This is a genomic window from Fimbriimonas sp. LA-C6, from assembly GCF_055398105.1.
Window position 1 is genome coordinate 2,543,748 of sequence record NZ_AP038796.1, and the last position, 22,738, is coordinate 2,566,485.

18 protein-coding genes are annotated in these 22,738 nt (G+C 54.6%); 8 read left to right on the forward strand and 10 right to left on the reverse strand.

The window, feature by feature from the left end:
* Positions 1-600 precede the first annotated feature (600 nt).
* Both ACZ51B_RS11805 and ACZ51B_RS11810 read right to left on the reverse strand, forming a co-directional pair.
* On the reverse strand, positions 601-1,878 hold the full coding sequence (locus ACZ51B_RS11805) for a reverse transcriptase domain-containing protein (protein ID WP_464293529.1): 1,278 nt from the start codon (positions 1,876-1,878) through the stop codon (positions 601-603).
* A gap of 990 nt (positions 1,879-2,868) precedes the next feature.
* Positions 2,869-3,030 (reverse strand): hypothetical protein, encoded by a 162-nt coding sequence (locus ACZ51B_RS11810; RefSeq protein WP_464293530.1) that lies wholly within the window; start codon positions 3,028-3,030, stop codon positions 2,869-2,871.
* Positions 3,031-3,285: 255 nt separating this feature from the next.
* On the opposite strand from ACZ51B_RS11810, the gene tnpA reads away from it, so the two are divergent.
* The 5 genes from tnpA (at position 3,286) to ACZ51B_RS11835 (ending at position 6,709) form a co-directional block, all read left to right on the forward strand.
* Entirely contained in the window at positions 3,286-3,738 is a 453-nt protein-coding gene (tnpA, locus tag ACZ51B_RS11815; RefSeq protein WP_464293531.1) for an IS200/IS605 family transposase, read from the forward strand.
* Positions 3,739-3,876: 138 nt separating this feature from the next.
* Positions 3,877-4,539, forward strand: coding sequence for a 3-keto-disaccharide hydrolase (locus tag ACZ51B_RS11820; RefSeq protein WP_464293532.1), 663 nt, complete (start codon positions 3,877-3,879; stop codon positions 4,537-4,539).
* A gap of 282 nt (positions 4,540-4,821) precedes the next feature.
* Positions 4,822-5,511, forward strand: coding sequence for a 7-cyano-7-deazaguanine synthase QueC (gene queC / locus ACZ51B_RS11825; protein ID WP_464293533.1), 690 nt, complete (start codon positions 4,822-4,824; stop codon positions 5,509-5,511).
* 5 nt (positions 5,512-5,516) lie between these two features.
* Entirely contained in the window at positions 5,517-6,221 is a 705-nt protein-coding gene (locus ACZ51B_RS11830) for a 7-carboxy-7-deazaguanine synthase QueE (RefSeq protein ID WP_464293534.1), read from the forward strand.
* Positions 6,218-6,709, forward strand: a complete 492-nt coding sequence (locus ACZ51B_RS11835) for a hypothetical protein (RefSeq protein ID WP_464293535.1) — start codon at positions 6,218-6,220, stop codon at positions 6,707-6,709. Before ACZ51B_RS11830 ends, ACZ51B_RS11835 begins: the two co-directional genes overlap by 4 nt.
* Here ACZ51B_RS11835 and ACZ51B_RS11840 read toward each other — a convergent pair.
* The 5 genes from ACZ51B_RS11840 to ACZ51B_RS11860 all read right to left on the reverse strand — a co-directional run bounded on the left by ACZ51B_RS11840 (position 6,706) and on the right by ACZ51B_RS11860 (position 12,341).
* On the reverse strand, positions 6,706-8,943 hold the full coding sequence (locus ACZ51B_RS11840) for a DEAD/DEAH box helicase (RefSeq protein WP_464293536.1): 2,238 nt from the start codon (positions 8,941-8,943) through the stop codon (positions 6,706-6,708). The genes ACZ51B_RS11835 and ACZ51B_RS11840 overlap by 4 nt on opposite strands.
* Positions 8,936-9,766 carry a twin-arginine translocase subunit TatC gene (gene tatC / locus ACZ51B_RS11845; protein ID WP_464293537.1) on the reverse strand — a complete coding sequence of 277 codons (831 nt, stop codon included), beginning with the start codon at positions 9,764-9,766 and terminating at the stop codon, positions 8,936-8,938. The genes ACZ51B_RS11840 and tatC overlap by 8 nt, the downstream gene beginning before the upstream one ends.
* A gap of 16 nt (positions 9,767-9,782) precedes the next feature.
* The gene (locus ACZ51B_RS11850; protein ID WP_464293538.1) at positions 9,783-11,252 is read right to left on the reverse strand and encodes a hypothetical protein; all 1,470 of its coding nucleotides are present in this window, start codon (positions 11,250-11,252) and stop codon (positions 9,783-9,785) included.
* A gap of 167 nt (positions 11,253-11,419) precedes the next feature.
* On the reverse strand, positions 11,420-11,893 hold the full coding sequence (locus ACZ51B_RS11855; RefSeq protein ID WP_464293539.1) for an Hsp20/alpha crystallin family protein: 474 nt from the start codon (positions 11,891-11,893) through the stop codon (positions 11,420-11,422).
* Between the two features lie 61 nt (positions 11,894-11,954).
* Positions 11,955-12,341: a YbaN family protein gene (locus ACZ51B_RS11860; protein WP_464293540.1), complete on the reverse strand. Its 387-nt coding sequence runs from the start codon at positions 12,339-12,341 to the stop codon at positions 11,955-11,957.
* Between the two features lie 57 nt (positions 12,342-12,398).
* Between ACZ51B_RS11860 and ACZ51B_RS11865 the strand changes: the two genes are divergently transcribed.
* Positions 12,399-15,017, forward strand: coding sequence for an MGH1-like glycoside hydrolase domain-containing protein (locus ACZ51B_RS11865; RefSeq protein ID WP_464293541.1), 2,619 nt, complete (start codon positions 12,399-12,401; stop codon positions 15,015-15,017).
* Here the strand turns inward: ACZ51B_RS11865 and ACZ51B_RS11870 are convergent.
* From ACZ51B_RS11870 to ACZ51B_RS11880, 3 genes are all read right to left on the reverse strand, one after another.
* Positions 15,014-15,442 (reverse strand): hypothetical protein, encoded by a 429-nt coding sequence (locus ACZ51B_RS11870; RefSeq protein WP_464293542.1) that lies wholly within the window; start codon positions 15,440-15,442, stop codon positions 15,014-15,016. The genes ACZ51B_RS11865 and ACZ51B_RS11870 overlap by 4 nt on opposite strands.
* Positions 15,443-15,626: 184 nt before the next feature.
* Positions 15,627-17,519, reverse strand: a complete 1,893-nt coding sequence (locus ACZ51B_RS11875; protein ID WP_464293543.1) for an S-layer homology domain-containing protein — start codon at positions 17,517-17,519, stop codon at positions 15,627-15,629.
* 260 nt (positions 17,520-17,779) lie between these two features.
* A complete protein-coding gene (locus ACZ51B_RS11880; RefSeq protein WP_464293544.1) occupies positions 17,780-19,813 on the reverse strand; it encodes an S-layer homology domain-containing protein in 2,034 nt (677 codons plus the stop codon).
* Between the two features lie 171 nt (positions 19,814-19,984).
* Here ACZ51B_RS11880 and serS point away from each other — a divergent pair, with 171 nt between their 5' ends.
* Together serS and rpoN are read left to right on the forward strand one after the other, a co-directional pair.
* Positions 19,985-21,259 carry a serine--tRNA ligase gene (serS, locus tag ACZ51B_RS11885; RefSeq protein WP_464293545.1) on the forward strand — a complete coding sequence of 425 codons (1,275 nt, stop codon included), beginning with the start codon at positions 19,985-19,987 and terminating at the stop codon, positions 21,257-21,259.
* 105 nt (positions 21,260-21,364) lie between these two features.
* Positions 21,365-22,738 (forward strand): RNA polymerase factor sigma-54, encoded by a 1,374-nt coding sequence (gene rpoN / locus ACZ51B_RS11890; RefSeq protein ID WP_464293546.1) that lies wholly within the window; start codon positions 21,365-21,367, stop codon positions 22,736-22,738.

Here is a 22,738-nt window from a genome sequence, read left to right on the forward strand (position 1 = left end):
CTACTCCCCCAGCGCCAACGGCGCGACTTCATACAAGCCTAGGCTGAGCGTAGCGTAGGCCTAGGAAAAGCCCCAATCAGGTCCAAGGGCTGAAAGCACGCCCCATCAAACTCGCTACCAAGCATCAGACAGTACCTTCCGAACCTCTCGCCAAAGCGAATCTCTTCGCCGCCAACGAGGTTCAACAGCAGAAGGCCCGTTCCATCAAACCCATCGTAACTCCCCCAACCCCAACTTGACCCCTCAGCCCCCGTCCGCAATCGTAGCATAGACGGCATGGCGATGGCCCGATCCTTCAGCCCTTGGGTGGGTGACTGGGGCGTGTTCCTAGGCCTACGCTACGCTCAGCCTAGGCTTTTATGAGGTCGCACCGTTGGCGCTGGAGAGGGAATGGGTTCCAATTTGATACAAAGGTGGCGACATTTGCAAAGTAGGAGCGTGCCGAGAGTTGTACGTCAGAGAGTAATCTGAGTGAGCCAGCTGTCCCAAGCGTAAATGCTGACACCGTCGCCATTTTTATCGCTGGCTTACATGGCAGAAAGAGCGATGTTTCGATCTATTTCAAAGGCACAATCTGTCTCAGGCGGTGAGCGTAATCCGCTATTCGACATCAAACATGCCTCCAGCATAGTAGTCATTAAGCAAGGCTTCAGCCTCGTCATAGCGCATTCTTACCATCGGACTTAATGGCTCATTCGCCAATCTCGGAACGCCCATGAACGTGATACATTCGCGGCGATTTTGATGAAATTTCATCCTTCGCAGTGCCTCTGATTTTCCAGCAATTCGCGAGGCACATATCGAGATTCGCTTATCAAATTCCCCCCAATACTTTTTTGACCGAACGACAGGGGAGAATACTCGGTGGAAGCTCGTTATCCTCTGGCTGGCAATGTATGAGTTCTTGGAAAAACCATCTAGAAACTGTTCTTCTTTGTTGAGGAAGCTCAGGACAAACTTACGAACAATTCTTTCTTCTCCACCTTTCGAGGGGAAGATTTTTCCTTCTGGAGTAATGCGAAAACCAACCACCTCAAGATCGGAATCTGGGGAGATAATGGAGCACTTTGATGTTTGCTGATCACCTAATTCTGGAATGCTCAAATTGAGGACACCAAGCCTCTCTTTAATCTCAAAGTACAGAGAGCTCGGATCGCCAGAATCACAGACAATCACTAGATCGTCTACGTATCTAAACGCCGTTAACTCCTTTTCGGATAACCATAAATCAAATTCATGAAGATATAGCGAGGACAATAGAGAAGCAAGTAAGGTGCCTTGGGGAACACCTCGTTCATTTTTCCAGAAAATCTCTTTCTGCTCTGGTTCGACCCCGTCGGCAAAACGCATCTTTCCACTAAGGAATTTAGTTATTAGGTTGCTCAGAGATTGGTCTGGAAGATAGAAGGACAGTTGGGAGTTCAAGATCTCCCTATCAATCGAAGGGAAGAACTTTTCGATATCAATCCGAAGAATGGATGCTCTCTTTTCTTTTCTTGCCTTCCCTAATCGATTGGCGAGATCTTGAATGGCTTTGCCGTCTTCACCCGCTCTCCTCTTCTGACCGTATGAAATCTCATTTGTAATCTTTGGGCCAATATGATCATCTAGGGTTCGCAGCATTGAAAGCTGCACGATTCGGTCTTTGTCAGAGATTGTTGTAACACCGCGAAGCTTACTTATTGCAGGGTCTGGATTAAGTTCGGGCCAAACATTCTCAGACAGTGTGAATCTCTCTTGGGGGATAAGAAAGCCTAAGTAATTAAATTCGTAATCATCGCTAAGTAGTTCAGAGCTTATCTTCGCTATTTCACCAACGGGATCTGCTTGAATTTGTCCCAGCAAGCGATTCGAGGAAGTCTTACTAAGGATCTTCACTAGCGATCTGTGAAGCGACGCTTCTGAACAAACTTCATTGAGAAGACTCATACGACACCCAAGGCCAAGTACCGCTAGCATGATACCTGACCTATGTAATGCCCCATGTTTTGGCTACCGACTAGATTTTGGAGAATTCCTATTACTAGCAGAGCGGGAAGTCTAAACGACCTCGGGCTTTTCCTTGCATTGTACGCTGCCTCAGTGGCGATGTCACTATCGAAATAATCGAAAGAATTTACTAATCTCAGAGAGATTAGCAAAGCATCTTCTGCCTGGGGGCTGCGACACCACCTGCGCCAATTACGGCACAGGCGGCGTGCGCAGCCTATCACATCACTTCTTCTTCGCTATCCCTCCGCGTTTCCACGTGTGGGTCAATTTGTAAATGATGTGACGAGAGCGAAATACTGTAGGTCTGGTTTTCGAATGTTTTTACTCATATGGTTACCCGCAAGCTCTTTTGGCCACCGACTAGATCTTGGAGAATTCCTATCACTAGCAGAGCGGGAAGTCTAAACGACCTCGGGCTTGCACCTGCAATAAACGCTGCCTCAGTGGCGATGTCACTATCGAAATATTCGAAAGAATTTACTAATCTCAGAGAGACTTGCAAAGCATCTTCAACCTTGGCCGCAACAATGTCAATGAACTTGCCTGAGTTGGCGCCTTCCTGTGAGTCGGCTTAAGAACGTCCCATGCGGGAAAGAACCACGCGCACACCGCTTGTGCCGTATTTGGCGCAGGAGGTGTCGCAGTGCCCAACCAACTCGATTATACCTTTGCGTTTAGGTGCTGTATACAGAAAGTCACGCGCAAAGATGACGGTAACGAAGTTTTTACCAAGACTTCTGGCAGTTGATTAGATTGTGTCCAGGTGCTTTATAACCTGGTTTTAATTACTTGATTGTGTTTACTGGTGCGGAACTACGGTCGACTCAATTTTCGATGCCCCTCTTAAAACCCGTAACTTAGTGTCCAACTCCATTCTCAATTCGTGTTGTCTCGCTTCAAAGGATGCAGTATTACGGCCCAGACGCCTACGAATTTGCTAAGGGCAAGCCATTGACCTTGCTGAGTGGCGGGAACCTTCTGAGTCTTTTGGACAAACACCGTCACCGTGCGTAGTGCGGTTTGCACGGTGATTGACATAGCTGTCTCGTCCCCCCGACAGCGCCAACGGCGCGACCTCATAAGAGCCTAGGCTGAGCGAAGCGTAGGCCTAGGAAGAGCCCCAATCACCCCCAAGGGCTGAAGGCACGACCCATCGACCACGCTACCAACCATCAACCAGAACCCCCAGACTGGCGCAAATGCGCCAGATAGGGCTGAGGGCTGAAGGCACGGTCTATTGGTATGCCGCCTATGCTACGATTGCCGACGGGGCTGAAGACCCCGGTTATCGCTATGCCGCAATCACATGCTTATCTGCTCACGCACATCGTGTTCAGCACCAAGGACCAGGCACCTCTCATAGACCCGGAGGTCCGCCCCCGGCTTCATGCTTATCTTGCGACGGTGGTTCGGAACGCGGATTGTCACTGTTACCGCGTCGGTGGGGTTGCGGACCACGTCCACCTGGCCGTTCAGTTAGGCCGGACCCGGGCGATGTCGAGCCTGATTGAAGAGATCAAGACGGCTTCGTCGAAGTGGATGAAGCCGCAATCGCCCTCGTTGGCCGGGTTTTCGTGGCAACGTGGGTACGGAGCGTTCTCCCTCGGTCCGTCGGATTTGGATGGGCTGATTCATTACATCGACTCGCAAGAAGAGCACCACCGGAAGGTGTCGTTTCAGGAGGAGTACTGGCAGATCCTCACGCAGTTTGGGATTAGGTGGGACGAACGGTACGTGTGGGATTGATGGGATATTCGGGGGCCGTCGTCCAGGCATTGGGCGGCATGTCGATGGGGCGTGCCTTCAGCCCTCGGACCTGGGTGGGACTTCTCCTAGGCCTGCTCGCTTCCGCGCCGTTGGCGCTGACCCGACCATAATCAACCCATGCTCGCCACACTCGCCGCCGCCGCTCTTCTCCAAACCGACAACACCCTCTCCCCCAGAGAGGTCCGGCAGGGCTGGAAGCTCCTGTTCGACGGCAAGACCACCAACGGCTGGCACAACTTCAAAGAGAAAGGCGTTCACCCAGGGTGGGTGGTAAAAGACGGCGCTCTCATCGTCTCAGACCCCGAAAACTCTGGCGACATCGTCACCGACGACAAATACGATTGGTTCGAGCTAACCCTGGACTTCAACATCGGCAAAGGCCAGAACAGCGGCGTGATGTTCCACTGCGCGGATACAGGCGGAGCCATGTGGTTCTCCGGCCCCGAAGTCCAAATCTACGACCACCCCGCAGCGAAAGGGGAGCAGATCACCGGCTACCTCTACGAGCTATACGACTCCAAATTAGACGCCGCCAAGCCCGCAGGCGAATGGAACCACATGCACCTGCTGATCAGCCCCAAGAAGTGCTGGACCAAGATCAACAACGTGAAGTACTACGAATACGTCCTCGGAAGCCCCGACTTCTGGGCAAGAGTCGCCAAGAGCAAATTCTCCGCCTACCCAGAGTTCGCAAAACTCACCAAAGGCACCATCGGCATCCAAGGCGACCACGGATCAGTGGCCTTCCGAAACATCAAAATCCGCCCCATCAAAAGCTGACGGATTTCCACTAAAAACCCAAAAAAAACACCCAAAAAATGGCAAATTAAAGTACTCTTTTTTCCTTTCCAACACCCCCACCCCAACCACCCAAACCCCTCAACCAAAGACAACAAACCCCCAAACCCCAGGTTCAAACCCAGCCCAAATCCCTACCCCACCAAAACCCGTTCCGTAACATCACACACAAGGCAACAGCTCACAAAGCCCTTTGAAAACCGAATATCACTGAAAAATTTTGAAATCAGGGGAATTTTCCAACAGAGGGGTAACTTCTAAGGGATGGCTAAGTGCGTGGTTCTTCTTAGTGGTGGACTTGATTCTGCGACGGTCCTTGCGATGGCCAAGAGCCAAGGCTTTGACGTTTATGCTTTAACCGTTCTGTACGGTCAGCGGCACTTGGCGGAGATTGAGGCCTCGAAAAAGGTCTCCCATGCGCTTGGGGCGGCGGAGCATAAGTTTGTGTCGGTTGAGCTCAATGTGATTGGAGGCTCGGCACTCACGGACAACATCGAGGTCCCCAAAGACCGGGACGAGAGCCAGATGGCCGATATCCCTGTGACGTACGTTCCCGCAAGGAACACGGTGATGCTCTCCATTGCCCTGGGCTATGCGGAAGTGCTGAAAGCGGACGACATCTTTGTAGGGGTCAATGCGGTGGACTACAGCGGCTACCCAGACTGCCGACCTGAGTACATTGCGGCGTTTGAAAAGATGGCGCAGCTGGCCACTAAGGTAGGCGTGGAGGGAAGCACGCTTAAGATTCACGCTCCTCTGATTGAGCTGACGAAGGCGCAGATCATTGAGGAAGGGTTGGCATTGGGAGTCGATTACGGCCTGACCCACTCTTGCTATGACCCTGACGATTTGGGACGGGCTTGTGGTCGGTGCGATGCTTGCATCATCCGGAAGAAGGCGTTTGAGTCGCTAGGCATGAACGACCCCGCTTTGGCGCATCTGAGTACACTCTAAGGGACTTGTCCAGCACACCCGACCGACTCCGTATCTCTGAAATCTTCGCCAGCATCCAAGGCGAAGGTATCTGGACAGGTGTCCCCTCCAGCTTTGTGCGAGTAAGCGGCTGCAACCTACGGTGCGTCTGGTGTGACACCCCCTATGCCAGCTGGAACCCCGAGGGGCCAGTGCGGGATGTGGTGGATATTCATCAGGAAGTTCTGGGCCACCAGTTGGATCATGTGGTGATCACAGGCGGGGAGCCGATGCTGTTCGACTCCACTGTTACTCTTGCGGATTTGTTTAAGAAACATAGAAAAACTATCACAATTGAGACAGCAGGCACGCTTTTTCAGGAGCTGCCGTGCGATCTGATGAGCATCAGTCCCAAATTGGCGCACTCTACCCCGGAGGATGCGAGTTGGAAGGAGCGTCATGAGAAGGCGCGGCTCAATTTGCCCGTTCTTCAAGAATTGATCGATAAGTACAACTATCAGCTTAAATTTGTAATCAATCCGGAGTCCGGAGCGGATCTGGAAGAGATTGAAGAGCTGCTTTCTCAGTTGAAAGGTGTCCATCCGAATCGAGTTTTGCTGATGCCCGAGGGCACGGATTCAGAGACATTGCATCGCCGCGCGAAGCTGTTGGTTGAACCCTGCATGAAGCGCAATTGGCGTCTTACGGGGCGCCTCCACATCGACCTGTTTGGAAACACAAAAGGAACATGAAACCCACCCGAATCTTCTTGGCCCTCGTCGCAACTGCTAGCTTGGCTGCAGGCTGTGGCAACCGCGACCGCCTTCCGTTTCTCGGCCAATGGACCGGGAAGTTCGTGGTGGATCACGCGGAGGGAGTGAAGAACCCGCAGAGCTTCGGCATGAAAGCCGCGCTACAGCTCTATGCAACCAAGAACCGGTTTGCCTTCCACTTGGAAGCCGAGCAGCAAAAGCTGGACATCACAGGTGTTTGGAGTCTGAAGAATGGGTCAGTGGTGTTGGAATCCCAGTCGGTGACGATTGACGACAACGGCGGCGCGGACAAGCGCAACCCCAACCTTGCTTTTATTCCGAGTGATGAACTGAAAAAACCCTTCTCGACGACGATTCCTCTGCGGCCGAATGCTTCCAAAAAGACCATGACGGGGCTGATCATGGTGGTGGGCCCGGCTACTGGGCACTTGGAGCTGGCGAAGGAAACGAGCGGCTCGAACTACTAGGGTAGAAGTGCCTTTAGAAGTCGGATAGTGCCCGGTTTGTCCAGGGCCTCGTTGCCCACTTCGCAGCGAGCGCTGAGGAGGCAGGCGGGGCAGCCTTCAGTGCATTCGCAGCTTGCCACGAGGTCCAGGGCGGCGCGGAGCCAGGGGGTTAGGTTCTCGAACAGCTTCTCGCAGAGTCCGACACCGCCGGGGGTGCGGTCGAACACGAATACGGCTGCGCGCATCGTGTCCGGGAAGATGGTGTACCAGGCGCTTCCGATGTCGCCTCGGTCGCAGCCTGCGAAGAGGGGGGCAACGGCCATGAGAGCGTGTTCTACGCCGTGGATGGCCCCAATGGCTTCGGCCATTTCATCGTCGGTCCAGAGATTGGGGAGGTCGATGCGGACACAGACGGTCTCGAAGGTCTGAGGCGGCAGGTCTAGGTCCTCGATGCTGAGCACGGTGTCGCCATCCAGGGACTTCTTCTTGAAGGCTTCCACCGAGTCTGTGACGGAGACGCTGATGAGGCTTGTCTTATTCGTGAGCTGGTCGGACACCCGGATCTCGAAGAGGGGGTCGAGCACGGATCGGACAATGGACTGGGTGTAGTAGTCGGCCTCGAAGGGGACAACTTCAGCACGTGCAGCAACAAGGTCCAGGCTGACAACCATGAAACCCGCTCCTCGGTGGAGGTAAACCGCGCCTTCGTGGGCGCTAGTCATGGCGCGCCATTTCTCCATGGAGCCCATTTCCTCCCCTTCGAGGTACAGCCGGACGGTCTCCCCGCCGCTGCCTCGGATGTTGACTTTGGGGGCGGGTGGGTCGAAGGAGGGGTAGAAGAAGAGGCCGCTTTTGAACTGGAGCTCGCCGCTTCGGTCGAGGCTTTCGGCGACTTCGAGTGCGATGTCTCCGAACCGTTCGAGTTCGCTTGGGGCGATGGGCCGCTCGTGGGCAGCACAGAGGAGCTGTTGGGAGAGGATCTGAGGGTTGGCGGGGTTGAGGCTGACGTTTTCGTTTCGACTATTGAGCAGCATGCCGGGTTGGCGGATGAGATACTGCTCGAGAGGATCGTCGTGTGCCACGTATACAGCGAGCCCGTCGCGGGTGCCTCTTCCGGCGCGTCCGGCTTGTTGCCAGAAGCTACTGGAGGTGCCGGGGTATCCGTTAAGCACGACGGCATCCAGGCCACCCACATCGACACCAAGCTCCATGGCATTGGTGGCGCTAAGGGCCATAAGGGAGCCGTTATGGAGCGCCTTTTCGATGGTTCGCCGTTCTTTGGGTGTGTATCCAGCTCGGTAGCTTTCGATGGCTTCGGGCTTGATCTGGCCGTCTTCTTTAAGCTTCTTGCGGGTGTAGCGGAGCACCAGTTCGGCTCCTACTCGGGATCTGCTGAAGGCGAGGGTCTTCTGGTTGGTCTCGGCGAGCATGGCGACGATCTCGCTGGTGGAGACGTTTGCGCTGAGGCGTTGGCCGGAGCCTATTTGGGGTGGGTTCCAGAACACGAAGGTGCGTTTGCCGCTCGGGGAGCCGTCTTGGTCGATGAGAAGTGGTTTGCGGCCCGTGAGCTTCTCGAAGAGCTCTTCTGGGTTGCCGATAGTGGCGCTGCAGCCGACGATTTGGGGTCGGGTTCGGTGCCATTCACAGAGCCGGAGGAGTCTGCGGATGATACCGGCGACGTTAGATCCAAAGACGCCTCGGTACACGTGCATTTCGTCGATGACGATAAGGCGGATAGATTTGAGGAACTTCACCCAGTTCTCGTGGCCCGGCAGGATGCCTATGTGGAGCATGTCGGGGTTGGTGAGGACGATGTCGGCCAGTTTCCGAATGCTGCTGCGTTGAGACTGGGGGGTGTCGCCGTCGTAGGCGCCAATTCTTACTTGCGGCGGAGCCAGTTTTTCTAGGCGTGAGAGCTGGTCTTGGGCGAGGGCTTTGGTCGGGAACAGGTAGAGGCAGCGGCAGGATGGCTCGGTGAGAGACATCTGGAGGGCCGGCAGGTTGTAGCAGAGGGTCTTGCCCGAGTTGGTACCGGTAGTGACCATGACGTCTCGTCCGGCCATGACGGCGTCGTAGGCTGCTGCCTGGTGTTGGAAGAGGTTTTGGACGCCCAGCAGGTCCATACGCTCTTGGAGGAGGGGGTGTACGGGACTTTGGATGTCTCCGTACACGGCCTCTCGGGGCAGCACTTCTTCAACGTGAGCGATCTGTTCCGCTACGCGGGAGTCTAGGAATGCGCTGGCCTGATCATTCAATCGAATCCTCTTGGATGATTCTCGCCTTCTTACGTTTGCCTTGAGTGAACTTGACGACGTACACGCTGCCCATGAAGAGAAGGCAGAGCGGGATGGCCATCGCAAGCATGGTGGCAGGGTCTTGGCTCGGCGTAACGATCATGGCGATCACGAAGATCGCCGTTGCGGACTGTCGCCAGTATTTGAGGAGCGTTTCCGCGCTAAGGAGGTCTAGGGCACCGAGGATGTACACGATGAGCGGAAGCTCAAAGGAGAATCCGAAGGCGATCAAGATTTTGAGCACAAAGAACACGAAGGTTCCGGCGTCTTGGTAGAGGCTGATGCCTGGAAATTCGCCGACATAGGTCGCAAGCCATCTCATGGCTCCAGGGAGAATGAGCCAGGCGAAGCCTGCGCCAGTGAGGAACAAAACAACGCTCACCGGAGCGAGCCGCTGGAGCGGCTTTGCCTCGTTTGGTTTCAGTGCCGGTTGGATGAACGCCCAGAGCTGGAGGATGAGGAATGGGAAGGAGAGCCCTACGCCGATCACGAACGACAGCTTGAACTTAAGCATGAAGGCATCCGTGAACGAATGCACCACTTCACGATAGTCCGCTCCTGGGGGGAGGACTGGCTTGATGGCCTTCGTGGAAACGTCGTTGAGGTAGGAGTAGATGGGGGGGAGGATGTACCAGCCCACTATCCAGAAGAACGTGATGATCAGAAGTGACCGGATAATGCGGTCTCGGAGTTCTTCGAGGTGTTCTACAAGAGTAAGACGAAACTCATCGGGGTCTCCGGTGTAGTCTCGTCTTACTCGCTTTGCTGGAAGTAGGCTTCGCATCCTACTAGTTGATACCTTACTGCTCAAGCGTAAAGATGCGCTGGATGTGAATCCTCACATATTGTGCTTGTGCAGGGGCTCCGCCACGGTTGCTACCAGGGAATCCACCCTGAGGTCCGCCTGGGAATCCGCCTCGACCTTGTGGTCCGCCAGCTGGGCCAGGAGCGCCTTGCATTCCAGGGCGTCCGCCTGGGCGACCTTTCTGCATATCGGGAAGGACGATGTCATCCTTTCCGCCTCTGCCGCCCTTGCGTGGGCCTCCAGGCAATCCTGGAGCGCCTCCAGGAGTAGCTCCTGGAGGGCCACCTTGTGGGTTTCCGCCGAGGCTACCACCTTCGACTTTCTGCTCAATCTGGATATCGGACTTGACTCGAAGAATCTTTCGTGAATCGAGGGCGAACCAGATCTCTTCGTTCATCTGAATCTTGTCGCCGCCAAAGTTAGCACCGGACTTGATCAGTTTCTTGTCTTCAATGCTCATCTCGGCTTCTGCGATCGAGTTTCGGATCTTGGCGCATGGGTGGCCCATCTCCCACTCCACGCCGAGGAATTCGCCTCGTGCAGGGAACGATTTTACGAGAGAGGTCTGCTCGAAGAGCTTGGTCATGTCCAGCTTTCCATTTTGGAAGCGAGACTGCCATGCGTCACCTGGCCGAACGGCTTTCTCTGGCAGGGTTGGCAGTGGGAAGACTGCGAACAGATCGAAACTGTTGCCCTGGCCGGATGTTCCTTCAAGTGGATAGTAAAGCGGTACAGACCCGAAGACTTCCTGGCCGGTTGAGGTCAGCTTCATGTAGACCGGAGCCATCATGTAGTCGAAATACTGCTTTTGCTCGGTTGCTGATGTGGTCGTCAGCATTGCATAGTCCTTCCCTTTTTGTGGAAGTGCTTGCAAGCGGACAAGGCCCGAACCGCCTGGGTAGGTGTTGTCTACGGCGTAGAGCAGTCGGATGGTTTCGGAGTCCAGAGGAAGCTCGGATGGTTTGCCACCGAGTTTGTTTTGGCTCTCGCTGATGGTGTCTATGGCGATGCGTTGCTCATAGGTATAGATCATCTGCGTGCCGGGTTTGAAATTGTATCGGAGCTTAATTCCAGAGTTAGGAACTGGAATGTTGGCTTTGTTACCGATGTGGATGTCCACGGACGAGACCCGAGTGACGCGGGAATCATCTTTATAAGGGACATAGAGTTTGGCTTCGAGCTTTAGGGGCTTTCCTGGAGCAGAATCTGCGAGACCGCGTGCTTTGGTATCAAGCACGTACTCGAGATATTTTCCGCTTGGACTAGGAACGACAGCGTCGATCAGTACTCCATCCAAGAAGATGCCTACGTATCCGCCGGACGGAACGCTTCCTTTTGGAAACAGCACTCGAACCTTTTCGCGCACCTTTGCACCGTCAACGGGACGGACAATAGTGAAGTTGGCCTGTGCGAATACACCCACAGCCGCCATCGCGAGCAGCAAACTACCGATTGATCGCTTCATCAAATCTTTTCTCCCGAAACGTTCGCAGACGATTGAGGTCTATCAAACGCTTCGCCGCAACACACTTTTATGACGCTGCTTCTGCACAAGACGTAACAGCCTTCTGTTAGGTTCGCGCCATAAATCAAATGGAGGGTGAAAATCACCCTCCATTCAACTCTCCCATCTTACTCCTGGGAGGTCTCTTCGTGCGACTCAATTTCTGCGTTCGTTTGAATTGGCACTCGAATCACTTGGGGCTTCTGGACTGGCAGCTTCGGAAGTGTGATGGTAACGATGCCGTTTTCAAAGTTTGCAGAGACAGCTTCGATGTCGAGTCCTTCAGGAAGCCTGAGGGATCGGTTGAACTCGCCAAAGGTCAATTCGCTGAGATAGACCTTATCTCCTTCCGTCGGGCGGCCGCTTACGGACTCGCCACGGATGGTGAGGACGTTCTCTTCGATGTTCACTTGCAAGTCTTTGGGGCTGACGCCTGGAACGGCAGCGGTAACGACGAATGACTCTCCGCGCTCGACGACGTCAACGGCTAAGGTGTGGGTTGGTCGCTTCGGCTTGGAGTTGTTGCCGAACATCTGGTCGAGCATCTCCTCGACGGTCTTGAGGTCACGCATTGGATGAATGGTTGTTAGTGTTCTCAACATGATATTCTCGCTGAGTCATGACTTGACTCTTGTTAATATATCTAACGTGAGTCCTATGCTGTCAAGTTCCACTTTTTTCGATAATTTTTGTTTTTCTCGTCCACAAGTACACGGTGAGGGTGATCGCGATGCACGGGAGGAGGCAAATGACCCACAGCGCCTTGTGTCGGACAATGAGGATGGCGACCGAGCTGCCGATACTGAGCCAGACCATAAGGATTGCGACCACTTTGGTGCGCAGGGTTAAAGATCGATCATTCTCCCAGTCCGTGAGGGTGGGGCCGATGAAGCTTTTGTTGAGGAGCCAATCTTCCAGCCTGGGGCTACTTCGTTTGAATGACCAAAGCGCGATGAGGAAGAAGACAGTGCTCGGCATGAGCGGAGTCACTGCGCCTATGTATCCCAGTCCGATACAGACAATGCCTAGAGTGAAGTAAATAGGGCGCATAGACGTGGGTATGGTTAGCTATTCCTTTGGTGTAGGTGCCTTGTTCGAGAGAGTTAAATGAACCCAGAAAAAGAACGGCTTCAATCCATCGTATCCCAAAAAGCTCCGTGGCAAAGATGGGGCACCTATCTGAGTGAGCGCCAATGGGGGACGGTCCGGGAGGACTACAGCGCTGACGGGAATGCCTGGGACTATTTTAGCCACGAGGACGCTATCTACCGGACGTACCGTTGGGGAGAGGATGGGATTGGCGGGTTTGGTGACCGGCACGGTGTGTTCCAGATGAGCCTTGCTATGTGGAACGGCAAGGATCCGATCTTGAAGGAGCGACTGTTCGGACTGACGAACTCGGAAGGCAATCATGGGGAGGACGTCAAAGAGTGCTATTGGTATCTTGACGCGACACCTACTAACTCATACGCGAAGATGCTGTACAAACTCCCGCAAGGTGAGTTTCCGTATGCGCGTCTGAAGCAGGCAGCAAGGGAAGCGGGTGTTCTTCGGAGTGAGGTGGAGCTTCAGGATCTAGGGGCTTTCGACGAGGACCGTTACTTTGACGTTTTCATTGAGTATGCGAAGGCTGGGACGGACACAATTTTGTGCCGTGTCACGGCGGTAAACCGGGGTCCCGAAGCGGCTGAACTACATTTGCTGCCCCACTTCTGGTTTCGAAACACGTGGAGTTGGCAGGAGGGATCCCCGAAGCCGATGATCCGATCGGGGGGAAACAGCATTCATGTACACCACCCGCGATATGGCCTCAAGCAGATTGTGTTTCGGGAGTGTCCCTGTCTGTTGTTCACAGAGAACGAGACGAATTACCAGCACCTCTTCGGATCACCGAACAGGTCGGCGTTTGTAAAGGATGCGTTTCATCGTTACGTCATCCATCAAGACCTGCAGGCGGTGAACCCTTTACTGACGGGCACCAAAGCGGCCGGTCACATCCACAAATTGGTAGAGCCAGGCGAGAGTCTGGTGGTGGAGTTTGCGATGGTGGGCGAGACAGAGGCGTTTCCTGCCGACTTTGATGAAGTTTTTGAGCGGCGGAAGCAGGAGTGTGATGAGTTCTATCGAGAGACCTCACCCGGTTTGCCAGAGCCGGTTGCCTCGATCCAGCGACAGGCTTTTGCCGGGCTTCTCTGGAGCAAGCAGTACTACCATCTGGACGTGAGAAGATGGCTTCTGGGAGACCCCAGCGAGCCACCTCCGCCGCCAGGACGCGATCGAAACATTGGGTGGCAGCACTTCCACGCCGCCGAGGTTCTCAGCATGCCGGATACATGGGAGTACCCGTGGTTTGCCGCTTGGGACTTGGCATTCCATACGATCTCGCTGTCGATCATCGACTCTCAGTTTGCGAAGGAGCAGCTGTTGTTGATGCTGCGGGAGTGGTACATGCACACCAACGGGCAGCTAGCGGCGTATGAATGGAGCTTTAGTGATGTGAACCCGCCTGTTCACGCGTGGGCGGCATGGCGCATCTACAGCATTGAGAAGAAGCAGGAAGGGGTTCCAGACATCGACTTTCTGAAGCGCGTTTTCCACAAGCTGTTGCTGAACTTTACGTGGTGGGTGAACCGCAAGGACACAGAAGGCAACAACATCTTTGGGGGAGGGTTCCTGGGTCTGGACAACATAGGTGTGTTCGACCGGAACATGACGTTGCCGGATGGAAGCTTCCTGGAGCAATCGGACGGGACGGCCTGGATGGGCATGTTCTGTTTGAACATGTTGGAGATTTCGCTTGAGTTAGCACGGAACGACGAGGCGTATGAGGATGTTGCCTCTAAGTTCTTTGAGCACTTCCTGTACATCGCGAACGCGATGAATGATAAAGGCGAGAGTGGTTTGGACCTTTGGAACGACGAGGACGGGTTCTACTACGACGTGCTGAGACACCGAGATGGGAAGTGCGAGCAGATTCGGATTCGTACGGCCGTTGGCCTGATTCCGCTGTTTGCCGTGGCGACGTTGGAGCCTGCGGATCTTGAGAGATTCCCTAAGTTCCGAGAGCGGATGCAGTGGTTCCTGGAGAACAGGCAGGACTTAACCAAGCGTGTTGAGAGGATTGAGAGGCCTGGGCAGGGAGATCGGCTTTTGCTTTCGATTGTTCGTTCTGATCAGTTGAAGCGACTGATGTCGCGGATGCTTGATCCGGAGGAGTTCTTCAGCGACTACGGAATTCGATCGGTGAGCAAGTACCACCTAGAAAACCCATATGTGCTGAGAACAGGTGGGAACGAGTATGTGTTGGACTACGAGCCTGGTGAGTCTCAGACCACGAGCTTTGGTGGTAACTCTAACTGGAGGGGGCCAATTTGGTTCCCCATCAACTACTTGTTGATTGAGTCGCTTCAGAAGTACGACCACTATTTGGGGCCAGAGATGAAGTTTCAGATCCCGGGTTATGGGCAGCCGCAGTGTTTAGATGTGGTGGCTATGGAGATTGAGAAGCGGTTACTCAATCTGTTCTTGCCAGACGACAAGGGGAATCGCGCTTGCAATGGCGGGGATGAGCGGCTAAACCAAGATCCCCATTGGAAAGAGGGGATCTGGTTTAGCGAGTATTTCCATGGCGATCATGGCAAGGGGTTGGGTGCGAGCCACCAGACAGGGTGGACCGCGCTGATCGCCAAGATTATTCAGCAGTTGTATGTGACGGCGCCTTCTTAGAGTTTGAGATCGACGATTCCGCTGATGCCGACACCTTCGACTGCCTTGATGTCGGAGAACTCCTTGCTTGAGACAGGAACCATGGCTCGGATTTTGACTTCTCGACCGAGGAGGTCTTGTTCGAGCTGTGCAACAGCCTGGACTTTATCGACGGCGGCCTTGGGTCCGAGAACTTGAGCGGCACCAATGGCTTGTCGGCTGGCGAGTCCGGCGCTGATAATGGGGACTACCTTGGTGGTGAATTTGACGGTGTCCTTGTGCTTGGTGAGTTTATTGATTCCGTCGTTGATCTGTGGGCCGAACTGCTTGACTGCGGCTCCTACTCCGACGATCTTGAGGATCTGTTTGAATTGGGCGAATCCGAGTGCAGAAACGCACAGGACTCCAGCGCAGACGAAGAGGGATTTCTTGGAAGGTGTTCTCATATTGCTCAGTGTCTCCTAGTTTGATTACGTGTTTCAAGCTCGACGCGTTTTAGTGGGTGATGAGGTTATGCCCAAGTTCAGTTAATTGCATGGGCTTGGGTGTGTTCGGTGATCCCGGGAGCCAAAACATAAAAAGCCCCGGTCCTTGCGGAGCCGGGGCTTTTTTAAGATCTAAGTGGTTAGCTTAGAACTTGACGGTGAGCTGGGTGCTGAAGAAGCCGCCAGTGTACTTCGTCGCGCCGCCGAGGAATGCCTCGTTGGAAACGTCGGAGATTTGGTACTGGAGGTTCAACTTGGCAGCAGAGCTGAGGCCGTAGTTGAAGCCGATGGTGGTCCATCGATACTTGGAATCTTCAGTTGCACCGACGAGGCTCTTGAACTTGGTGTCTTCGTAGCCGAGGTATGCACCGAGGCTGGAGTTGACCTTATAGTCGAGTCGTACGTTGTAGCTGTCGATCTTGGTGTCTGTGTTGAACAAGGAACCAGTGATGGAGTCCTTACCCTTGTCGAACTCGCCGCCTGCGCTCAAAGTGAGTGCGTCGGAGATGTTCAGGTGAGCGCCAACGTTGAAGCCCTTGATGTTAGCTGGGTTTCGAACGATACCGAGTCGTCCCCAGTCGCCTGGAGCAACGTAGTTGTTCTCAACTTCGCGGTAACCAGCTTGTACGCCCCACTTGTCGGTGCTGTAGCTGACTTTACCGTTCCAAGCTTTGTTCTTGGTGTCGTTAACGTTGGAGTTGTTAGCCTGTAGGTTGGACTGGCTGTAACCACCGGAAACCTTGATGTTGCCGAAGCCGAAGTCAGCGGATCCGCCGAAGACTGCAAGTCGGTTTGCGCCGGTTCCGAGAAGGTTGCTAGCATCCTTCTGAAGCCAAACGTAAGCAAGGTTCAAGTTGCCGTTGGTTGTAAGAGGGGTGGTGAAGTTGAGGCCGAGGCTTCGATCAATGTTGCTGAATGCGCTCTCGCCAGCTACTCGGCCGTTGCCGATAACCATTGGAGTGAGTTCTGCACCGTTGTTCGAAAGGATCTGGCTGTTCTTACCGCCGAATACATCGAGCTTAGCAGCGCCGAAGTTGAAGCCGAGGATTGCACCGTCGAAGGTGTACTTGCCGTTGCTCCAGCGATCATTGCTGATGTAGCTGTTGGTGATTGGGCGCTGAAGGATGTACTCAGATACCTTGTATCCAACTCGACCGAGGGTCGCGTTGAAGCCGAGGCCTGCTACGGATGTGTCGAACTTAACCCAAAGGTCGTTGAGGTACACATCGCTCTTACCTTCTGTGTAGCTGCCGCTACCAAGGGTGGAAAGAGGGTTTGCATCGAACAGGTTACCGAGAACAACGGTACCGCCCCATGTAGGACCAGTCTCGTTGGTTCCGCTGAGGTTGATTGCAGCCTCGTGGAGGATAGCGAGGTCTCGTGTAAGACCAGCTGGTGCTCCGTCTGGGAAGCCTGTTGTTCGACCGTCTACGGTCAGACCTGGTCGGTCATCTCGGCTGTTGCCAGCGAATACGACGAGGTTAACGTCACCGGAGATGTTGACAGGAAGCTTTCGAGCTTCGAGCTTCTTAACTCGGTCAGCGATGTCGCCGAGGTCTTTCTTCATGGCCTCTACGTCAACGCCGAGGCTCTTGAGTTCCTTGTCGAAAGTCTCAGTTGCCTTCTTGAGCGAAGCGATGTCATCGCCCCAGCTCTTCATGCCGCTTACATCTGTCTGAAGGGCTGCGATTGCATCCTTAAGAGCTTTGATGTCGTCTGGAGTGACGCCGCCACCGCCAAGACCGTTTACCTTGTCGGTAAGAGCCTTGAGCTGTGAGTCGAGACCGTCGGTCAGACCCTTAAGGTTGGTGTAAACAGCGTGCATTGCAACAGCGAGCTCGTATCGGCTTGCTGGGCGACCGCCTCGATAGAGACCGTCTGGGTAACCAACGAGAAGGCCATCCTTCTTCATCTTGGCTAGAGCTTCGTATGCCCAGTGGTTAGCTGGAACGTCTGGGAAGTTGTCTTGTGCCAGCGCTGGTGCGACCATGATCGCAGACAGTGCTAGGGAAAGAGCTAGTTTGGTACTTCGCTTCATATGTTTTTCCTTGCAGTATCAGCGCAAAGAAAGAATTAAAGCGTTCGACCTTGAGAAGGTCTTGTTAGAGCCAACTTCCTTGAGTTTCCTGGTCCTAACAGCGTCCTTGCCAATGTCGTTCGCGATCATTCCTTTGATGCGCCAATGACATTATGCCAAAAATGACAGGGGGACACAATGGTTGTGAGAAAAAAAGTAAAAAAACCTATAGGGGTACTGGCAAAGAACCCCTATAATGCTTTCCCTTTATATGAGCGACGTTAGAATTTGAGCGTCAGTTGGGTGGTCAGGAATCCGCCCTTGAATTTGCCGCCTACGGTTGCTTGGTAGTCGTTGTCGATATCCGACAGTTCGTACTGCATGGTGAGGCGCGCGGCTGAGCCGAGACCGTATCCGAAGCCGATGGTGGTCCACTTATATTGCGGATCGCCAACGAATGTCCCGACCATATCTCGGAAGCGGCTGTCTTCGTAAGAGCCGAAGAGGGTGAGCTTTTGGTTGGCCTTGTAGTCGATTCTCAATTTATAGGTGTCGACTTTGCTGTCCGTTCCTAACTTGGTGAACGCGCTATAGGCATCGCTCACACCTTTGTTGAACTCGCCCGACGCGGTGAGCCTGACTTTGGAGTTGAGGTCTACGTGTGCACCGAGGGAGAAGCCTTTGATGTTGGTTGGGTTTCGCAAGATTCCCATGCGGCCCCAGTCGCCGGGCGCTAGGTAGTTTGCATCGATCTCCCGGTACTCGCCGAAGACGCCATAGCGGCCCTTTGCCAGCTCGACGCGTGCGTTCCAGGCTTTGTTGTCGGTGTCTGAGATCGTGCCTTGTGGTCCTTTGAGGTTGGAGGTTCGGTATCCGCCGGAGACCTGTGCCGGTCCGATTTTCGCGTCGGCATCTGCGCTAAAGACGGTGAGACGATCGGCCAGTTGGGATGTCGAGAGGGCAAGGCCTTGATCGCTGTCGAGCCATAGGTAGGAGAGGTTGAGGCCGCCTCCAATTTTGGAGACGGGGACGCGGACATTCATGCCGAGGGATCGGTCGATGTCCATGCGTGCGCCGCCTGCACCTGAGGAGTCCGAGAAGGGGCCGCCGAGCGAACCTGTTCGGAGTGGGTTGAGCTCATAGCCCTTGTTGGTGAGGATGCCTGAGTTTCGACCGCCGAAGACGTTGAGTTTGGCTGGCCCGAAATCGAAGCCGAGAATGGCACCATCGAAGGTGTACCGGCCATCGTCCCATCGACTATTGGAGAAGTAGGAGGTTGTATCGGGGCGTTGGAAGGTGTAGGGGCTCAGTTTGTAGCCGACGCGTCCTGCCTCCACGTTGTAGTTCACCCCTCTGGCTCTGCCATCGAGACTGACCGAGAGGTCTTGGAAGTAGAAGTCGCTTGCGGCTTCGTTGTAGCCAAAGAGCCCTGCTGCTCCAGAGTTGCCGTTTGTTGGGTTGAAGACGTCGGATTTGTTCCCGAAGGCAATCCCGCTTTGGGGCAAGCCGTTGACATTGTCGGCGCCGCCGATCATGTTGCCCATCACGAAGGTGCCTTTCCATTTAAGTCCGACGTCGTTCGTGCTTTTCAGCGTGAAAGCGGCTTCGTGCAAGATCGTAACGTCTTGGGTGAGGCCTGCAGGCTTGAGGACGGGGTTGGTGGGATCTACGGGACCGATGTGGTCGGAGGTGCCAACAATTCGACCGTCTTTATTGAGGCCGTAGTAGTCGTCTCGACTGTTGCCCGCACCCATCCAAAAGTTGATATCACCAGTGATGTCGACGGGGAGTTTCTTTTTCTCCAGCGCGGTCACGCGTGCGCTGAGGTCCAGGAGGTTCTTCTTCATGGCCTCAACGTCTACGCCAAGGGATTCCAGTTCTTTTTCAAAGGTGTCGGAGGCTCGACGGAGGGCTTTGATGTCGTCGTTCCAGGCCTTCATTCCATCGACCGAGTTGCGAAGCTCGCCAACCAGATCTTTCAACGCTTTGATGTCGTCGCTCTTGTCGCCTTGATCGACACTGTTTACTTTATCGGAGAGCAGTTTCAGAGCCGAGTCGAGGCCGTCTGTTTCACCCTTCAACTTAGCGTAAGCCGCGTGCATGGCTACGGCTAGCTCATATCGACTTGCAGGTCGTCCGCCACGGAAGAGGCCGTCTGGGTATCCCACGAGCAGGCCGTCCTTCTTCATCTTCACGAGCGCTTCGTATGCCCAGTGGTTTGCCGAGTTGTCGGGGAATGCGTCTTGGGCGACGGCTGGGAGTACAGCGACGGCGGACAGGACGATTGCAAAGGCAAGCTTGGTACAGCGCTTCATAAGGGGGACTCTGGATCGATCAAGTAGGAGCTCTCGATCCTACTATAAGATATAGCCATAAAGACTAGCATCGTCACGTGAAGAAACGATGAGATTCGAACAATCTTCAGACACTTTCTCCCTATCAGATAGTTCGCTGGTCTGTGGAACTCGGGTTAAATCTGCTCACCCATGTTGGATCGAGACTTAATTCGCAATCACCCCGACGACGTTCGCAGCGGCATCGCTCGCAAGTACATGGACTCGTCATTGGTCGATGAGTTCTTGAAGCTCGATTCCGAATGGAGATCGGCTCTTACCGAACTGGAGACCAAACAGGCCGAGAGCAATCGGATTAGCAAGACCATTGGCCAACTGATGGGTCAGGGCAAGAAGGACGAGGCGGAGGCGGCCAAGGCAGAAACCAAGCAGCTAAAGGACTCACTTTTGGCACTTGAGCCCAAGGCACGAGAGTTGGAGCACGCTCTGCGCCAGATCGAGTTGCTGATGCCGAACCTTCCCCATCCTTCGATTCCCGATGGGAAGACCGAGGACGAGAACAAGGTCATCAAAGAGTGGGGCACGAAGCCGGAGTTTGCCGAGCAGCCTCAGGCTCACTGGGATGTGGCGGAGCGGTTGAAGTTGCTGGATCTCCCTCGCGGCGCGAAGATTGCCGGAAGCGGGTTTGCGCTCTATACAGGGCTTGGCGCTCGCTTGCAGCGGGCCCTGTTCTCGTACATGATCGACCTGCAATCGCAGCGTGGGTATCACGAGGTGTTCCCCCCCTATATCGTGAACAGCGCGTCCTTAATCGGCACCGGCAACTTGCCGAAATTTGAAGAGGATTTGTACAAGGTTGAAGACGATCTTTACTTAATTCCAACAGCCGAAGTTCCCATCACCAACATGTATCGGGATGAGATTCTCGACGGTGGCGACCTGACCATAAAGCTCGCAGGCTACAGTGCATGCTTCCGCAAAGAAGCAGGTGCGGCGGGCAAAGACACGCGCGGCGTGTTGCGTATTCACCAGTTTGATAAGGTGGAGCTGGTTAAGTTCTGCAAGCCCGAGGACAGCTACGACGAGCTTGAGCTTTTGCTGGGGGATGCGGAGGCTGTGTTGCAGTCTTTGGGTCTGCACTATCGAGTGATTGAGCTCTGCGGCGGCGACATTGGGGCGAAGGCTTCCAAGTGCTACGACGTCGAGGTTTGGTCGCCAGGTGTTGGAAAGTACCTGGAGATTTCGAGCTGCTCGAACTTCGAGGCGTACCAATCTCGGCGTGCGAACATTCGGTTCCGTCGCGAGCAGGGTGCGAAGCCGGAGTTCGTACACATTCTCAACGGCAGCGGTACGGCCTGTCCGCGATTGTTCTCAGCGATTTTGGAGACGTTCCAGCAGCCTGATGGTTCGGTCCTGGTTCCTGAGGCGTTGCGACCTTATGTGGGTCGCGACACGTTGTCGATTTAGGCCCTTTGGGGACGTTACCGGAGAAGAATTTAGGACTTTTTTGCATCCCGGTAATCAACCCAGCGAAGGTGAGGTGTCGAATACGCCGATGATCCAAGCAAGGATATGCGGCACTCCATTGGAACAGTACAGCGGCTCGACACCAGCCTAAGGATCGACCCAAGGGTCGTTCTTGCCAGCCAGTTACTTCAACTGGCCCAAAACGAGCTGGACAACGCCATCGAGGCGGAACTCGCTGAGAATCCTGCCCTGGAGCGATTGGAGGACAACACAACTCCCGTCCAAGACGACGAGATCTACCGATCCATCGCCCCAGAGAGACTCTCGCCGCATAGCGATGATCGAGAATTCAGTCGCTCACTTCCAAACGACGACGACTCGACCGACTGGGTCGATTTCGCCCAAAGCACACCCTGCCTCCGAGATCACCTCGTTGCACAGTTGCTGCCTGTACTGCCAAAGAACCTGCAAAACCTCGGCATGTACCTCTGCGAAAGCATCAATTACAAAGGCTATCTAGAGGAACCACCCGAAGAAGTCGCTCTCGCAACAGGCTGCTCCATCGAAGACGCCGAGCACGCCATCAGCATGCTCCAAAAGTGCGACCCACCCGGAATCGGCGCCCGCGACATCCGCGAGTGCCTCCTACTCCAACTGCGAGGCGGAGACAGTGTCGATCTACGCGTAGCCCGCGCCATCCTCAAGGGCACCTTCGAAGACTTCCTGGCAGGCCGAACCATGAAGCTGGCACGCCGCTTCGGAGTCATGCCAGATGTCATCGAGCAGGCCTTCTCCGAAATCCGGCAACTCACACCGTTCCCGGGCGAAGCGTACGTCCACAGCAACAGCGAAAGACGAACCCGCTCCGTCTGTGTTCAACCAGACCTCGCGCTGCACCGAGACGAAGCCGGTTGGACCGTCGAAGTTTTCGGCCCCGACCCGTCCACACTCCGCGTGAGCCAGGCCTATCTGGATCGAGCTAAAGAACTGAAGAGCCAACGAAGCGTCGCCCAAGATGAAAAGCGCCATGTCGGCCACTTCGTGCAGCGAGCCTCCGACTTCATCTCCTGTCTCGAACAGCGCGGACTCACACTCCGCCGAATCGGGCAGTATCTCATCCAAGAACAACCCGGATTCGTCAGCACAGGACGGTTCGAATTCCTCCAACCGCTCACCCGATCGCAACTCGCTGCCGACCTTGGCATCCACGAGAGCACCGTCAGCCGAGCGACAGCCGACAAATTTATCCAACTGGCCTCGGGCGAGATCGTGGCGTTTGAAGTCTTCTTCAAGCCAGCACTCCGGGTCCAGAAGATGATCGAAGAGATCCTCTCCACCGAGAACCCCAACGATCCGATGTCCGATGAGCGCATCGCCGAACTTCTCGCAAAGAAGGGCGTCCACGTAGCGCGGCGAACCGTCAACAAGTACCGAGACCGCACCAAGTTGCTATCCTCCAGAAAGCGCAAGACCGCGTAA

Excerpts from the sequence above, each read along its gene's own strand:
- ACZ51B_RS11810 (WP_464293530.1), bottom strand. The coding sequence starts at position 3,030 with ATGTCAATCACCGTGCAAACCGCACTACGCACGGTGACGGTGTTTGTC.
- tnpA (WP_464293531.1), top strand. The coding sequence starts at position 3,286 with ATGCCGCAATCACATGCTTATCTGCTCACGCACATCGTGTTCAGCACC.
- ACZ51B_RS11820 (WP_464293532.1), top strand. The coding sequence starts at position 3,877 with ATGCTCGCCACACTCGCCGCCGCCGCTCTTCTCCAAACCGACAACACC.
- queC (WP_464293533.1), top strand. The coding sequence starts at position 4,822 with ATGGCTAAGTGCGTGGTTCTTCTTAGTGGTGGACTTGATTCTGCGACG.
- ACZ51B_RS11835 (WP_464293535.1), top strand. The coding sequence starts at position 6,218 with ATGAAACCCACCCGAATCTTCTTGGCCCTCGTCGCAACTGCTAGCTTG.
- tatC (WP_464293537.1), bottom strand. The coding sequence starts at position 9,766 with ATGCGAAGCCTACTTCCAGCAAAGCGAGTAAGACGAGACTACACCGGA.
- ACZ51B_RS11850 (WP_464293538.1), bottom strand. The coding sequence starts at position 11,252 with ATGAAGCGATCAATCGGTAGTTTGCTGCTCGCGATGGCGGCTGTGGGT.
- ACZ51B_RS11855 (WP_464293539.1), bottom strand. The coding sequence starts at position 11,893 with ATGTTGAGAACACTAACAACCATTCATCCAATGCGTGACCTCAAGACC.
- ACZ51B_RS11860 (WP_464293540.1), bottom strand. The coding sequence starts at position 12,341 with ATGCGCCCTATTTACTTCACTCTAGGCATTGTCTGTATCGGACTGGGA.
- ACZ51B_RS11865 (WP_464293541.1), top strand. The coding sequence starts at position 12,399 with ATGAACCCAGAAAAAGAACGGCTTCAATCCATCGTATCCCAAAAAGCT.
- ACZ51B_RS11870 (WP_464293542.1), bottom strand. The coding sequence starts at position 15,442 with ATGAGAACACCTTCCAAGAAATCCCTCTTCGTCTGCGCTGGAGTCCTG.
- ACZ51B_RS11875 (WP_464293543.1), bottom strand. The coding sequence starts at position 17,519 with ATGAAGCGAAGTACCAAACTAGCTCTTTCCCTAGCACTGTCTGCGATC.
- ACZ51B_RS11880 (WP_464293544.1), bottom strand. The coding sequence starts at position 19,813 with ATGAAGCGCTGTACCAAGCTTGCCTTTGCAATCGTCCTGTCCGCCGTC.
- serS (WP_464293545.1), top strand. The coding sequence starts at position 19,985 with ATGTTGGATCGAGACTTAATTCGCAATCACCCCGACGACGTTCGCAGC.
- rpoN (WP_464293546.1), top strand. The coding sequence starts at position 21,365 with ATGCGGCACTCCATTGGAACAGTACAGCGGCTCGACACCAGCCTAAGG.